The 14,855-nt window shown below is 67.7% G+C and carries 12 protein-coding genes; 5 read left to right on the top strand and 7 right to left on the bottom strand.

The annotated features are described in order from the left end of the window. Positions 1-24: 24 nt before the first annotated feature. From ACFTSA_RS09560 to ACFTSA_RS09550, 3 genes are read right to left on the bottom strand one after another with little or no spacing between them, the layout of a single operon-like run. Positions 25-936, bottom strand: a complete 912-nt coding sequence (locus ACFTSA_RS09560; protein WP_377951035.1) for a MaoC family dehydratase — start codon at positions 934-936, stop codon at positions 25-27. Continuing rightward, entirely contained in the window at positions 933-2,267 is a 1,335-nt protein-coding gene (locus tag ACFTSA_RS09555; RefSeq protein ID WP_377951034.1) for a 3-oxoacyl-ACP reductase, read from the bottom strand. Before ACFTSA_RS09555 ends, ACFTSA_RS09560 begins: the two co-directional genes overlap by 4 nt. Further along, positions 2,260-3,612: an acetyl-CoA C-acetyltransferase gene (locus ACFTSA_RS09550; protein ID WP_377951033.1), complete on the bottom strand. Its 1,353-nt coding sequence runs from the start codon at positions 3,610-3,612 to the stop codon at positions 2,260-2,262. The genes ACFTSA_RS09555 and ACFTSA_RS09550 overlap by 8 nt, the downstream gene beginning before the upstream one ends. A gap of 61 nt (positions 3,613-3,673) precedes the next feature. Here ACFTSA_RS09550 and ACFTSA_RS09545 point away from each other — a divergent pair, with 61 nt between their 5' ends. Then, positions 3,674-4,360 (top strand): TetR family transcriptional regulator, encoded by a 687-nt coding sequence (locus ACFTSA_RS09545; protein ID WP_377951032.1) that lies wholly within the window; start codon positions 3,674-3,676, stop codon positions 4,358-4,360. Between the two features lie 34 nt (positions 4,361-4,394). After that, positions 4,395-6,476, top strand: a complete 2,082-nt coding sequence (locus ACFTSA_RS09540; protein ID WP_377951031.1) for an acyl-CoA dehydrogenase — start codon at positions 4,395-4,397, stop codon at positions 6,474-6,476. 84 nt (positions 6,477-6,560) lie between these two features. On the opposite strand, the gene glgA is transcribed toward ACFTSA_RS09540, so the two are convergent. After that, the gene (gene glgA, locus ACFTSA_RS09535) at positions 6,561-7,757 is read right to left on the bottom strand and encodes a glycogen synthase (RefSeq protein WP_377951030.1); all 1,197 of its coding nucleotides are present in this window, start codon (positions 7,755-7,757) and stop codon (positions 6,561-6,563) included. 93 nt (positions 7,758-7,850) lie between these two features. Here glgA and glgC point away from each other — a divergent pair, with 93 nt between their 5' ends. The 3 genes from glgC to ACFTSA_RS09520 all read left to right on the top strand — a co-directional run bounded on the left by glgC (position 7,851) and on the right by ACFTSA_RS09520 (position 11,313). Continuing rightward, positions 7,851-9,269: a glucose-1-phosphate adenylyltransferase gene (glgC, locus tag ACFTSA_RS09530; RefSeq protein ID WP_377951029.1), complete on the top strand. Its 1,419-nt coding sequence runs from the start codon at positions 7,851-7,853 to the stop codon at positions 9,267-9,269. 64 nt (positions 9,270-9,333) lie between these two features. Next, entirely contained in the window at positions 9,334-10,785 is a 1,452-nt protein-coding gene (locus ACFTSA_RS09525) for an SDR family NAD(P)-dependent oxidoreductase (RefSeq protein ID WP_377951028.1), read from the top strand. A 45-nt stretch (positions 10,786-10,830) separates the two neighbouring features. Further along, on the top strand, positions 10,831-11,313 hold the full coding sequence (locus ACFTSA_RS09520; protein ID WP_377951027.1) for a pyridoxamine 5'-phosphate oxidase family protein: 483 nt from the start codon (positions 10,831-10,833) through the stop codon (positions 11,311-11,313). 24 nt (positions 11,314-11,337) lie between these two features. Here ACFTSA_RS09520 and ACFTSA_RS09515 read toward each other — a convergent pair whose 3' ends face one another. The 3 genes from ACFTSA_RS09515 to ACFTSA_RS09505 are packed head-to-tail and all read right to left on the bottom strand — an operon-like array spanning position 11,338 to position 14,700. Further along, entirely contained in the window at positions 11,338-12,189 is an 852-nt protein-coding gene (locus tag ACFTSA_RS09515) for a transglutaminase N-terminal domain-containing protein (protein WP_377951026.1), read from the bottom strand. Continuing rightward, on the bottom strand, positions 12,186-13,112 hold the full coding sequence (locus ACFTSA_RS09510; protein WP_377951025.1) for an alpha-E domain-containing protein: 927 nt from the start codon (positions 13,110-13,112) through the stop codon (positions 12,186-12,188). The genes ACFTSA_RS09515 and ACFTSA_RS09510 overlap by 4 nt, the downstream gene beginning before the upstream one ends. Then, positions 13,105-14,700 (bottom strand): circularly permuted type 2 ATP-grasp protein, encoded by a 1,596-nt coding sequence (locus tag ACFTSA_RS09505; protein ID WP_377951024.1) that lies wholly within the window; start codon positions 14,698-14,700, stop codon positions 13,105-13,107. The genes ACFTSA_RS09510 and ACFTSA_RS09505 overlap by 8 nt, the downstream gene beginning before the upstream one ends. Positions 14,701-14,855: the final 155 nt, after the last annotated feature.

The raw sequence follows: 14,855 nt of genomic DNA, 5'->3' as shown, positions 1-14,855 counted from the left end.
CGCAGACTGCAACAGGGCGGACCGCTACAGGGCAGCCACCGATCCGCTGAAGTGCTTCCGGCCGGACCGCTGGCTCCAGGCCACGTAGTCGGACCGAAGCCAGCCGCCGTCCACGGACTCCGCCGTCGAAATCTCCAGCGCCACCCGCGCCGGCAGGAAAACCGGTGCCTCGAACACCACGTCCCAGCGGAAGGCGTCGCCCTTGGCCGCGCCCACGTCCGCCAGCGCCCGCGACGCCAGGTACATGCCGTGGGCGATGGACCGGCGCAGGCCCAGGGCCTTGGCGGAAAGGACACTGAGGTGGATCGGGTTGAAGTCCCCGGACACGGCGGCGTACGCGCGGCCGGTGTCCACGCCAAGTTCCCAGAGTCCGGTGGGATCCGGTGCCGAGAACCCCTGGGGCGCCGCTGCCGCCGAGGCCTTGTCGATGCCGGGCAGAAACACGCCCTTGGCAAGATAGGTGGACGCGCCGCACCAGGACACGGCGCTGCCACCGGCGGCGCGCACCTCCACCGCAATATCCACCTGGGTTCCGGCACGGTGGGCCCTGAGCGTCTCCGCCCTGGCCACAATGTCCAGCGGTTCGGTGAACCTGACCGGCCTGCGGTACTCAATCACGTTCCGCAGATGGATCATTCCCAGCAGGGGCAGCGGAAAGTCGTCGCGGTTCATGACGCTCATCGCCACCGGGAAGGCCAGCGCATGGATGAACCCTGCCGGCAGCACGTCGCTGGCAGTCTCGCCCAGCAGGTGCTGGTATGCCGTGAGGATTTCGACGTCGGGCCGGACGTCCCGGACTTCGTGGCCCACGGCGGGCAGCACGCCGTCGGCATGGGAGCCCAGGATTCTGCGGCGGGCGGCCGCGGCCGCCGCGTTCACGTACAGCTTGGAGAGGGACGGCATCTCCCCCAGGATGAGGGGCTGGCTGGCGGTCATGCCCCCACCAGGTTTTGTCCGCATACCCTCAGCACCTCCCCGGAGATGCCCCCGGCGGCATCGCCCGCGAGGAAGGAAATGGCCTCGGCAACGTCCCCCGGCTGCCCGCCCTGCTGCAGGGAATTCAGCCGCCGGGCAATCTCCCGGGTGGCGAACGGAATCCGCGCCGTCATCTCTGTCTCGATGAATCCGGGCGCGACGGCGTTGATCGAGCCGCCGTATTGCGCCAAAAGCGGAGCGGTGGCCCGGACCATGCCCATGACCCCGCCCTTGGACGCCGCGTAATTGGTCTGCCCGCGGTTGCCGGCGATTCCGCTCGTGGAGGCCACCGACACGATGCGCGGCGCGGAACGGAAGTGCCCGGAGGCAAGGAGCGCCTCATTGATGCGCAGCTGGGCGGCGATGTTCACCTCGATGACCGAACCCCACCGGGACGGGTCCATGTTGACCAGCAGCTTGTCCCGGGTGATGCCGGCATTGTGGACCACGATGTCGAGCCGGCCGTGGCGGTGCACGGCGTGGTCGATGATTCGTTGCCCGGCGTCGTCGCGGGTGATGTCCAGTTGCAGTGCGGTGCCGCGGATCCCGTTCGCAACCCCCGCCAGATGGTCCCCGGCGGCGGGAACGTCCACGGCCACCACGGTGGCGCCGTCGCGGTGCAGTGTCCGGGCGATGGCCGCGCCTATACCGCGGGCCGCGCCGGTCACCACCGCCACCTTCCCCGCGAGCGGTGCGTCGGCGTCGTCGGGCAGGCTGCCTTCCCCGGAAGTGACGCGGACGAACTGGCCGTCCACGAACGCTGACCGGCCCGAGAGGAAGAAACGGAAGGCCCCCAGGGCCGAAGGGGCGGTGGGACTGACGTCCTCGCCGAGCAGGATGCCGTTTCCGGTGGCTCCCGCGCGCAGTTCTTTGGCCAGCGACCGCAGCAGGCCGTCCACGCCCTGCCGGGCGGCGGCAGTGGCCGGGGTTCCGCCGGGCACGCGTGAGACAGTCACCACCCGTCCGCCGGGGGCAAGATCCCGCAGTGACGGAGCTGCCGCAAGGACCGGGCGCTCCATGTCGCCGGGGGCTTCGAGGGTGTCGAGGACCAGCACGATTGCGCCGAGCTTTTCCTTGGGCACAGCGTGGCGTCGGACGTCGAGTCCCCAGGAAAGCAGCTCCGCGGCGACACCGTCGGCACCGGGGCCGGAGCCGCCCACCAGGACCGGCCCGTCGATCAGTGGCTGGCCAGGCCGGTAGCGCCGCAGTTCGGCCGGCTGCGGCAGACCGAGTTTCCGGGCGAGATCCCGTCCGAGGCCGCGGTTCACCAGCCGGGCGTAGGTGTCAGTCATGGATGTCCCCCGGGGTGTTCCTTTCCGTGTATGCCTCGAGCAGCGCAACGACGCCCTGGCCGCCGGCGGCGCAGACGGACACGAGCCCCAGGGCGGGGCGTCCAGCGGCGTTGCCCTTCCCATGCAGCATCTTGGCCAGTGTGGCCACGATGCGTCCGCCGGTGGCAGCGAACGGGTGCCCGGCTGCGAGCGATGATCCGTTGACGTTAAGCCTGGACCGGTCGACCTTGCCGAATGCACCATCCAATCCGAGGCGCTCGCGGCCGAACTTTTCGTCCTCCCACGCGGCGAGCGTGCTCAGCACCGTACCGGCGAAGGCTTCGTGGATCTCGAAGAAGTCGATGTCGTCCAGGGTGAGGCCGTTGCGCGCCAGCAGGCGCGGGACAGCGAAAACCGGTGCCATCAGCAGCCCGTCCTTGCCGTGGACAAAATCGACGGCGGCTGCCTCGCCATCGAGAACGGTGGCGAGCTTGGGCAGGTCGTGCTGGTCCGCCCAGTCCTCCGACGCGAGCAGCACCGTTGAGGCGCCGTCCGTGAGCGGCGTGGAGTTGCCGGCCGTCATGGTGGCTTCCGAACCGAGGTTCCGGCCGAAAACGGGCTTCAGCGACGCCAGTATTTCGGAACTGGTATCGGGCCTGAGGTTGGAGTCCCGGGTGAGCCCGCGGTACGGCGTGAGGAGATCGTCGAAGAACCCGGCATCATAGGCGGCCGCAAGGTTCCGGTGGCTGTTGAGGGCGAGCTCGTCCTGTGCCTCGCGGGAGATGTTCCACTGGGCCGTGGTCAGGGCCTGGTGCTCACCCATCGAGAGGCCGGTCCTGGGCTCTCCGGTGTTCGGTGCGTCCGGGGCCAGGTCCTTGGGGCGGAGACGGGCCAGGATCTGAAGCCGCTGCGGGAGCGTCTTGGCGCGGCTGAGGTCCAGCAGGACCTCGCGGAGGCCTTCGCTGACGGCAATGGGGGCATCCGAGGCGGAGTCCACGCCGCCTGCGATGGCGGAGTCCAACTGGCCTAGCCTGATCTTGTTGGCCAGGCCCAGCACTGTTTCCAGACCGGTGGCGCAGGCCTGCTGCAGGTCATAGGCGGGAGTTTCCGGCGACAGTGCGGAGCCCAGGACGGCTTCGCGCGTCAGGTTGAAGTCTCGGGAGTGCTTGAGGACGGCGCCGGCGGCCACTTCGCCGATGCGCTCCTCCTGCAGGCCGAAGCGGGCGATCAGGCCGTCGAGTGCTGCGGTGAGCATGTCCTGGTTGGACGACTTGGTGTACGCACCGCCTGTCCGGGCGAAGGGGATTCTGTTGCCGCCCACCACCACGGCTTTCCGCACGGTTTGAGGCTGACGATCCACGGGCATCTGCTATCTCCTTTGATCCGGCTGGTTATCGATACCCAGCGTACCTGATACGCTGGGTATCGTGAACTTGGCCCCTCCTCCCCCGTCCGCCGGCTCCCCGTCAGAAGCCGTGGATGGCCGCGCCTCGCGCTGGCAGGGGCACCGGGAAGAACGCAGGCGCGAACTCATCAAGGCGGCCCGGCGGGCAGTGCACACGCTCGGCAGCGATGCGTCCATGGAGGACATTGCCGCGGCGGCCGGCACCTCAAAATCCGTGTTCTACCGGTACTTCGGCGACAAGGCGGGACTGCAGCAGGCCGTGGGGGAAATGGTGTTGGGCCAGATGCAGCAGCGCATCAAGGAGGCGGCACAAAGCGCCCAGACGCCGCGCGAGGGTCTGTTCGCCATGGTCTCGGCGTACCTGCAGATGGCTGAAACCAGCCCCAACGTCTACACGTTCGTGACCCGATACTCCGCCGCGGAGTCCGACGGCGGTCCCACCTCCATCACGACCGCCGGCGCCCTGGGCCATTTCTTTGACGCCATCGCGGACATGATCGCCACGCCGATGCGCGCACACCTCGGCGAAGGCAGGGAATCCGTCGTCGGCTATTGGCCCAACGCCGCCATCGGCCTGGTCCGGAACGCCGGCGAGCAATGGCTGGCCAGCCCGGAATCCGCCGCGAAACCGGACCAGGAAACCATGGCACGCCAGATCACCGACTGGCTGTGCGTCGGCATCGCGCCGGAACTCACGGACATGCAATAGCACCGAACCTGTCATTACCAACGAAGGAAGCGACATGACTGAAGTAGCCGACCGCCCGGCGGGCACAACCACCCGCGCAGCTTCGACCGGGACGGCCGGTCCGCCGCCCGCCGTCGACGTCGCCGCCCTGGGCGAGCTGCTCCTGGGCAAGTGGGCCGACGTCCGCCGGCAGGCGCGGGACCTGGCAGCACGCGAGGAGCTTCACAAGACGGAAGGGCTCACGCACACCGAGCACCGGACCCGCACCTTCGGGCAGTTGAAGCACCTGGTGGACAGCGGCGCCGTTCACCGCGCCTTCCCGGCCGCCTTCGGCGGATCCGATGACCACGGCGGCAACATCGCCGGCTTTGAGGAACTCGTCACGGCAGACCCGTCCCTGCAGATCAAGGCCGGTGTGCAGTGGGGCCTGTTCGGCTCGGCCGTGATGCACCTGGGCACGGCCGAACACCACAGGAAGTGGCTGCCCGGCATCATGAACCTGGACATCCCGGGCTGCTTCGCCATGACCGAAACCGGACACGGCTCGGACGTCGCCAGCATCGCCACCACGGCAACCTATGACCCGGACACGCAGGAGTTCGTGATCCACACCCCGTTCCGCGCCGCCTGGAAGGACTACATCGGCAACGCGGCCGTTGACGGCCTCGGCGCCGTGGTGTTCGCCCAGCTGGTGACGCGCGGCGTCAACCATGGTGTGCACGCGTTCTACGTGGACCTGCGCGATTCCGTCACCAAGGCGTTCCTGCCGGGGATCGGCGGCGAGGATGACGGCGTGAAGGGCGGGCTCAACGGCATCGACAACGGCCGGCTGCACTTCGACCATGTCCGTGTCCCGCGCACTAACCTGCTCAACCGTTACGGCGACGTCGATGCCGGGGGCAACTACACCTCGCCCATCGCGAGCCCGGGACGGCGGTTCTTCACCATGCTCGGCACGCTGGTGCAGGGCCGCGTGAGCCTGGACGGTGCCGCCGTCGCAGCGTCCAAGATCGCGCTGAAAACGGCCATCACCTACGCCACCGAACGGCGGCAGTTCAACGCGTCCTCCCCCGTCGAGGAAGAGGTGCTCCTGGACTACCAGCGGCACCAGCGCCGGCTCTTCACCCGGCTGGCCACCACGTACGCCGCGGGCTTCGCGCATGACCAGCTGCTCGAAAAGCTGGACGACGTCTTTTCCGGCGCCCACGACACAGACGAGGACCGCCAGGACCTGGAAACCCTGGCCGCCGCGCTGAAGCCGCTGAGCACCTGGCACGCACTGGACACGCTGCAGGAATGCCGCGAAGCCTGCGGCGGAGCCGGGTTCCTGATCGAGAACCGCTTCGCTTCGCTCCGCGCCGACCTGGATGTCTATGTCACCTTCGAGGGTGACAACACTGTCCTGCTGCAGCTCGTGGCCAAGCGTCTGCTGGCCGACTACGCCAAGGAATTCCGCAGCGCCACGTTCGGGGTGCTGGCTCGGTACGTCGTCAACCAGGCCGCCGGAACTGCAGTCCACCGCACCGGCCTGCGCCAGGTGGCCCAGTTCGTGGCGGACAACGGCTCCGTCCAGAAGGCCGCCATTGCCCTCCGCGACGAGGAGAGCCAGCGCGCCCTCCTCACGGACCGGGTCCAGACCATGGTTGCTGAAGCAGCCACAGCACTCAGGGGAGCCAGCCGGCTGCCGCAGCATGAGGCGTCGGCCCTGTTCAACCAGCACCAGGACGAGCTCATCGACGCTGCGCGTGCACACGCCGAACTCCTGCAGTGGGAGGCCTTCACCGAGGCGCTGGGCAAGATCACCGACCCGGGAACCCGGACCGTGCTGACCTGGCTCCGGGACCTGTTCGGGCTGTCCCTCATAGAGAACAACCTCTCGTGGTACCTCATGAACGGCAGGCTCTCGATGCAGCGCGCACGGACCGTGGGCGGGTACATCAACCGGCTCCTGGTCAAGCTGCGCCCGCATGCGCTGGACCTCGTGGACGCCTTCGGCTACGGCCAGGCCCACCTCCGCGCCGCCATCGCCACCGGCGCTGAAAAGGTCCGCCAGGATGAGGCACGCGATTACTACCGCGTGCAGCGTGCCAGCGGCACCGCCCCCGTGCCGGAGAAGTCCTTGCCGCCCCGCAAGTAGGGGCTCCAAGCACAACGTCCGACGGCGGTGCCTCCGAAAGGGGGCACCGCCGTCGGGCGTTTTATTGCGTTATTTCAGCAGGCGCTAGCTGAGGACGGAGCGGTAGACGTCCAGCGTGGTCTGGGTGATCGACTCCCAGGAGAAGTGCTCCTCGGCGCGCTTGCGGCCTGCCTGGCCCATGGCGCGGGCTCGGTCCGGGTCCGACACGACCTCGGTCAGGGCCGCGGCGAACTCGCTGACGAACTTCTCCGGGTCCAGCGGCGTGCCGGTCCCGTCGGTCACCTGCTCGAGCTCCACCAGCAGGCCGGTCTCGCCGTGGTTAACCACCTCGGGGATGCCGCCGGTCGCGCTGGCCACCACGGCGGCGCCGCAGGCCATCGCTTCGAGGTTCACGATGCCGAGCGGTTCATAGATGGAGGGGCAGGCGAACGCCGTGGCGTGGCTCAGGACCTGGATGAGCTCGTTGCGGGGAAGCATGCGCTCGATCAGCACCACACCGCTGCGCTGGCTCTGCAGCTCCTCGATCAGCCGGGCGGTCTCGGCTGCGAGTTCCGGCGTATCGGCTGCGCCGAGGCAAAGAACCAACTGCACGTCCGCGGGGAGTTTGGCAGCCGCCCGCAGCAGGTACGGGACACCCTTCTGCCGGGTGTTGCGGCCCACAAAAACCACGCTGGGACGGGCGGGGTCGATGCCCAGGGTGCGGATGACGTCGTCGTTTTCGTCGCGGTTCCACAGGTCGACGTCGATGCCGTTGTGCACCACCTTGACCTTGGCCGGGTCCACGTCCGGGTAGCTGCGCAGGATGTCCTGGCGCATGCCCTCGGACACGGCGATGATCGCGGCTGCAGCCTCGTACGCGGTCTTTTCCACCCACGAGGACAGGGCGTAGCCGCCGCCCAGCTGCTCTGCCTTCCAGGGCCGCAGCGGTTCCAGGCTGTGGGCGCTGAGCACGTGCGGGATGCCGTGGAGCAGGGAGGCCAGGTGGCCTGCCATGTTGGCGTACCACGTGTGCGAATGCACCAGATCCGCGCCGGCAACGTCCGGGACGATCCGCAGGTCCACGCCCAGGGTCTGCACAGCAGCGTTCGCTGCCCCCAGATCCTCGGGCACCGAGTAGGAGGTCACGGCCGCGCCATGATAGTCGGCGTCCCGGGGCGCGCCAAAGGCGCGCACCTGGAGGTCGACATGCTGGGCCAGGACCCGGCTCAGCTCGGCAACGTGGACGCCCGCACCGCCGTAAATTTCGGGCGGGAATTCTTTAGTCACAATGTCTATTCGCACGTTACCCAAGGTAGTCGTTACGGTTGAACTGTTCTAGTGTGAAGAAAGTCCGGACAAACCGGATTTTTTGGGGAGATACGAAGGTGTACAGGAGTGACCATGCCGTCAACGAAGAAAGTCCTGGCCATTGTCCTCGCCGGAGGCGAGGGAAACCGGCTCATGCCGCTGACGGCAGACAGGGCCAAACCTGCCGTGCCGTTTGCCGGCAGTTACCGGCTTATCGATTTCGCGCTGTCGAATCTTGTCAACTCCCGGTACCTCCAGATCGTGGTCCTGACGCAGTACAAGTCCCACAGCCTTGACCGCCATATTTCTGAGACGTGGCGGATGTCCACCCAGCTCGGCAACTACGTTGCCTCTGTTCCGGCGCAGCAGCGCGTGGGCAAGAGCTGGTTCCTGGGCAGCGCCAACGCGATTTACCAGTCCCTGAACCTGATCCACGATGCCAACCCGGACATCGTCGTGGTGGTGGGCGCGGACCACGTATACCGGATGGACTTCTTCCAAATGGTCGAGCAGCATGTCAAGAGCGGGGCCAAGGCTACGGTCGCGGCCGTGCGCCAGCCGCTCAACATGGCCAACCAGTTTGGGGTCATCGAGGTGGACCCCGACGACCCCCAGAAGATCGCCGCTTTCGTGGAGAAGCCCGCCTCGACCCCGGGGCTGGCCGCGGATCCCACCCAGTTCCTGGCGTCCATGGGCAATTACGTCTTCGACGCCGACGCGCTGGTGGATGCCCTCCACGTGGACGCCGAACGCCTCGACACCAAGCACGACATGGGCGGTGACATCATCCCCTACTTCGTCAACCAGGGGCAGGCCGGCGTATATGACTTCACCCTGAACGACATTCCCGGCTCCACGGAGCGGGACCGGACGTACTGGCGCGACGTCGGAACCATCGACTCGTTCTACGACGCCCACATGGACCTGATCTCGCCGCTGCCGGTGTTCAACCTGTACAACTCCGAATGGCCCATCTACACCCGGCAAAGCATTGCCCCGCCAGCCAAGTTCGTCCGTGGCGACAACAACACCGTGGGAACCGCCCTCGATTCAATCGTGGCCAGCGGCGTGGTGATCTCCGGTGGCATCGTGGAAGGCTCTGTGCTCTCCAACGACGTCTACGTCGGCTCGGCCAGCCGTGTCATCGATTCCGTGCTCATGGACAAGGTGCAGATTGGTAAAGGCGCCGTAGTGCGCCGGGCCATCATCGACAAGAACGTCAAGGTCCCGGCAGGAGCGGCGATCGGCCTGGACCCGGAGCTCGACCGCGCCCGCGGCTTCAAGGTGACCGATTCCGGCATCACGGTGCTCTCCAAGCACCAGACCGTGCCCGAGCCGGACGACGCCGAGCGTGCGCTGTCCGCGGCAAACCTGCACCTGGTTCCGGACGCTGTGAAGGCCGCAACCGAGAACTGGCCCGAGATCCGCAGCTCAGTCGAGCACGTGGGCAAGGTGCAGGCAGCCGCCGCCGGCGTGGACTCCCCACAGCAGGCCGTCCGTTCCTGACCCCCCTGTTCAAGGGATTTCCTTGAGGCAGGCCTAACCCTCCGCAGGCTGTAAAATCAGATCAATGAGCTCCGCCGATCTGACGCCTGAAGAGATTCAGGCCTGCCTCAAGGTTTTGAACACCATCCACGTCTACGACGAGGAGCACCCTGACTACGTCTCGGTGCGCCGCGCCACCGGCAAGATGTTCAAGGCGGTCAAGCGGCACCGCCGTGTCACCAAGCGCGACCTGATCGCGGAAGCGGACCGCGCCGTGCTGGCCCAGACCGCCACCGCCGCGCCCGACCGGATCGACGACGAGACGCGCGGCAACAAGCTCGCCCCGTCCGCCACTGGCAAGGTGGCCGGCCACCTCATCAGGTCCCGGCCCTGCTACATCTGCAAGCAGCACTACACCCAGGTGGACGCCTTCTACCACCAGCTGTGCCCCGAATGCGCGGCGTTCAGCCATTCCAAGCGCGATGCCCGCACTGACCTCACCGGCCGGCGCGCCCTGTTGACCGGTGGCCGCGCCAAGATCGGCATGTACATCGCCCTGCGGCTGCTGCGCGACGGCGCGCACACCACCATCACCACGCGCTTCCCCAAGGACGCCGCGCGCCGCTTCGCCGCCATGGAGGACAGCGGGGACTGGCTGCACCGGCTGAAGATCGTGGGCATCGACCTCCGCGACCCGTCGCAGGTCATGGCACTGACCGATGACCTCAATGCCGCCGGGCCGCTGGACATCATCATCAACAATGCCGCCCAGACGGTGCGCCGCTCGGGCAATGCCTATAAGCCGCTGGTGGACGCCGAGGACGAGCCGCTCCCCGCTGCCCTTGAGGCGGCCAACGGCGGCCCGGAACTGGTCACCTTCGGCCACGCCCACGACAAGCACCCGCTCGCGATCGCCAGCAGCGTCACCGAGCACCCGGTCCTGGCCGGCGACGCCGTCACGTCCCTTGCCCTGTCCACGGGTTCGGCCTCTCTGGAACGGATCGCGGCCGGAACGGCCATCGACGCCGGCGGCCTGGTCCCGGACCTCGCCACCATCAACAGCTGGACGCAGGTGGTGGACGAGGTGGACCCGCTGGAGATGCTCGAGGTACAGCTCTGCAACGTCACCGCGCCGTTCCTGCTGGTCAGCCGGCTGCGTGACGCCATGAAGCGCTCCACTGCGCGCCGCAAGTACATCGTCAACGTCTCCGCCATGGAGGGCCAGTTCTCACGGGCCTACAAGGGACCCGGCCACCCGCACACCAACATGGCCAAGGCGGCCCTGAACATGATGACCCGGACCAGCGCCCAGGAGATGCTGGAAACCGACGGGATCCTCATGACCGCCGTCGACACCGGCTGGATCACCGACGAACGCCCGCACTTCACCAAGGTCCGGCTGATGGAGGAAGGCTTCCACGCGCCCCTGGACCTGGTGGACGGCGCGGCCCGCGTCTACGACCCCATCGTCATGGGCGAAAACGGAGAAGACCAGTACGGGGTGTTCCTGAAGGACTACAAGGCCAGCCCCTGGTAAACAGCACTCTGGCAGGCCGGGTGGCTGCGGCGTAGGCTCGGGTCCATGGCAGCTGACACGTCAGCCGGCCCCGCCCAGGAGCCGGTGGAACATCTTGAATCCCGGCAGTGCTGGGATCTGCTGCGGCAGGTTTCGGTGGGCCGGCTCGCCGTTTGGGTCGACGAGCACCCGGACATCTTCCCGCTCAACTACACCGTGGACCACGGAACGTTGGTGTTCCGGACGGGTGAAGGCACCAAGCTCGGCGGCGCTCTCGGCGAGGCACCGGTCGCATTGGAGGCCGACGGCGTGGATGCCGAATCCGGGATGGCTTGGAGCGTGGTGGTCAAAGGCAAGGCCGCGCCGATCACCGGGACCGAGGAAGTGCTCGATTCCGCCTCCCTCTACCTCTTCCCGTGGCAGGCAGGGCAGAAGGACCACTTCGTCCGCATCACACCGGACTCGGTCACCGGCAGGCGGTTCAAGGTCACCCCGCCGCTCACCTGGTGGACCCAGCTCAGCGGCGCGGTGAAGGCCTCGCCGGAATAACCCGGCGGAAATCAGCCCGGCGGCCTATGCCAGGCGGGTGATCTCCACGCTCACGCTCAGGTTCGAGCCGCCGCCGCCGGACAGGATGCCCTTCAGGGGAGGCACGTCCCGGTAGTCGCGGCCGCGGGCCACTGTCACGTGGAAGTCGCCGGCCGGCTTGTGGTTGGTCGGGTCCCAGCTGCGCCATTCGCCGTCCCACCATTCCAGCCAGGCGTGGGACTGTCCGGCCACCGTCTCGCCGATGTCCGCCGTGGACCGCGGGTGCAGGTAACCGGAGACGTAACGGGCCGGGATGCCGCGGCTGCGCAGGGCGCCGATGGCGAGGTGAGCCAGGTCCTGGCACACGCCCTGGCGCTGGGTCCAGGCCTCCTCGGCGCTGGTGGTCACGCCGGTGGTGCCCTTCATGTAGGTCATCTCGCCGCGCATCCACGCGAAGATGGCCATGGCAGCCTCATGCGGGTTCTTGCCCTCCACCACGCCGGGGATGATGCCGAGGACCTCCTCCCCCGGGCCGGTGAGCTGCGACTGCGGCACCCAGTCACTGAACTGGTTCAGTGTCTCGGGGGACGCAAGGTCGTCCCAGCCCACGATGTCTGCCTCTGACGGAACACGCACCGCCCGATGGACCTCCACGGTGGTGGTGGCCAGGACTTCGAGGTGCTCGTGCGGCATCTGCATGTCGAACGCGGTGACGCGGGTTCCCCAGTAGTCGCGGTAGCTGCTGACGGCGGCCTGGGACGGCGTTACCTTCATGGAGGACTCCAGCACCACCTGCTGCGGGTCCGTCAGCGGGGTCATGCGCGCCTCGTTGTAGGACAGCGTAACGCGCCGCTTGTACTTGTAGCCGGTCCGGTGGACGATGCTCAGCCGAGTCATGAAACTTCTCCCACCCAGGCCAGTTCATCCGCCTGATTGAAGTACTTACGGGAAATGGCGTCGGACGCCTGGGCAACGGCCTTCTGCACCCGCTCCATGTGCTCCGGAAGCTCGGACATGAGGTCGTCCGTGCGGTGGAACTCCAGGAAGGTGCGGGCCTGGCCCACGATCCGGCGGGCGTCGTTGATGAAGCCGACGCGCTGGGCCGAGGGGTCCAGCTTGGCCAGGCAGTCGTCGGCGTCGCGCAGCGCGTAGACGATGGAGCGCGGAAACAGCCGGTCCAGCAGCAGGAACTCGGCCGCATGCTGGTCGCCGAACGCGGCGCGGCGGGTCCGCAGGAAGGACTCGTAGGCGCCCGCGCAGCGGAGCATGTTCACCCAGGACATGCCTGCGGAGAGGACGTCACGGGTGGAGAGCATCCGGGCAGTCATGTCGGCGCGCTCCAGTGAACGGCCCAGCGCCAGGAAGAGCCAGCTGTCGTCGTGGCTAACGGTGGTGTCGGCCAGGCCGCTGACCATGGCGGTGCGTTCAAGCACCCAGTGGCAGAAGCGGTAGGTGCCCACCACGTCCTTGCGGTGCTGGTTCAGCCCGTAGTAGGTGGTGTTGAGACTCTCCCAGAGGCCGGACGACACCGTTTCGCGGGCACGACGGGCGTTCTCGCGGGCGGCGCCGAGGGAGCCTGCGATGGAGGTGGCGCTGTGCTTGTCGTAGGCGAGGGCGTGGAGGAGTTCCTCCAGCCCGAAGTCCTCGCTCTGCGGGCGCGCACCCATGACGCCGAGCAGTTCGCGGGCAACGCTGCGCCGTTCCTCGGTGGGCAGGTGGTTCAGGCGCTCCAGGTGGACGTCGAGGATGCGGGCCGTGCCGTCGGCACGTTCGACGTAGCGGCCGATCCAGAACAGGGATTCGGCAATTCGGCTAAGCATTCGCGGGTACCTCCTGCGCGTCAGAAATCTGCTGCTGCTGCTGTTCCGACTGCCGGTCGCGCCAGTTGCTCTCGACCGGCCACACGGAGACCCGCTCGCGGACGGTGACGGACTGCCGCGGCAGCCGTTCCACCGGCACCTGCGGCGAACCGGCCAGCACCCATGTGTCCTTCGACCCGCCGCCCTGGCTGGAATTCACGATCAGCGACCCTTCCTTCAGGGCCACGCGGGTGAGTCCGCCCGGCAGCACCCAGACGTCGTCGCCGTCGTTGACCGCGAACGGCCGGAGGTCGACGTGCCGGGGGCCGAACTTGTCGCCGCTGAGCGTGGGCACGGTGGACAGCTGCAGCACGGGCTGTGCGATCCAGCCGCGGGGATCGGCGATGATGCGCTTGCGCAGCGCCTCGAGTTCGTCGCTGGACGCGTCCGGGCCGATCACCAGGCCCTTGCCGCCCGAGCCGTCCACGGGCTTGACCACGAGCTCGTCCAGCCGGTCCAGGACATGCTCGCGGGCTTCCTTTTCCTCAAGGCGGAAGGTATCCACGTTGGCGATCACGGGTTCCTCGCCGAGGTAGTACCGGATCAGGTCCGGGACGTAGCTGTAGACGAGTTTGTCGTCCGCGACGCCATTGCCCACGGCGTTGGCGATGGTGACACCCCCGGCCCGGGCGGCGTTGACCAGGCCTGGGCAGCCCAGCATGGAGTCGGAACGGAACTGCAGGGGGTCGAGGAAGTCGTCGTCGATGCGCTTGTAGATGACGTCCACGCGCTGCTCGCCGGCGGTGGTGCGCATGTATACGCGGTTGCCGCGGCAGATGAGGTCGCGGCCCTCCACGAGCTCCACGCCCATCAGGCCGGCCAGCAGGGTGTGCTCGAAGTAGGCGCTGTTGAAGACGCCGGGGGTCAGCACCACCACGGTGGGGTCGTCCACGCCCGACGGCGCCGTCTTGCGGAGGGCGGAGAGCAGCCGGCGCGGGTACTCCTCCACCGGGCGGATGAGCTGCTGGCCGAAGGCCTCCGGGAGGCCCTTTGCCATGGCCCGCCGGTTCTCCAGCACGTAGCTCACGCCTGACGGCACGCGGACGTTGTCCTCCAGCACGCGGAAGGTTCCGGCGGCATCCCGCACCACGTCGATGCCCGAGATGTGCACCCGGACCCCGCCGGCAGGTTCAAAGCCGTGCACGGCGCGGTGGAAGTGAGCACTGGTGGTGATCAGCTGACGCGGGATCACGCCGTCGGACACCACTGTCATCTTGTCGTAGACGTCGTTCAGGAACGCCTCCAGGGCGCGCACCCGCTGGGCGACGCCGCGTTCCAGCACGTCCCACTCACTGGCGGGGATGACGCGCGGCACGATGTCCAGCGGAAACGGGCGCTCCTCCCCCGCGAAGTCGAAGGTCACGCCGCGGTCCAGGAAAGTCCTCGCCATCGAGTCCGCCCGCGCACTGACGTCGGCCAGGGAGAGCTCCCGCAGGGCACCCGCAACCTGGCCATACGACTGGCGCGCTTTCTGCCCGGAGGCAAACATCTCGTCGTAGGCGCCGGTGCGGCCGGCAGCCTCGGAGTAATCCTGGAATAGGTCAGACATGGTCATTAGCCAACCACCTTTTTGTTGCGAATTCATTTCCCGTCCCGCCCTGGCGTGTTGGCGGGACTTCCGGTTGGTCTTTGGCGTCGACGTCCGGCAAGGTTGGGAGGTGCCAGACTTCCGACTCCCGCCGCCGCTGCCGTCGCAGTTGCGCG

The sequence above is a fragment of the Arthrobacter sp. NPDC057013 genome (genome assembly GCF_042674585.1).
In the GTDB taxonomy this organism is placed as follows: domain Bacteria; phylum Actinomycetota; class Actinomycetes; order Actinomycetales; family Micrococcaceae; genus Arthrobacter.
Note: the sequence above shows the minus strand (reverse complement) of the source record. Positions and strands in the feature narration are given on the sequence as shown.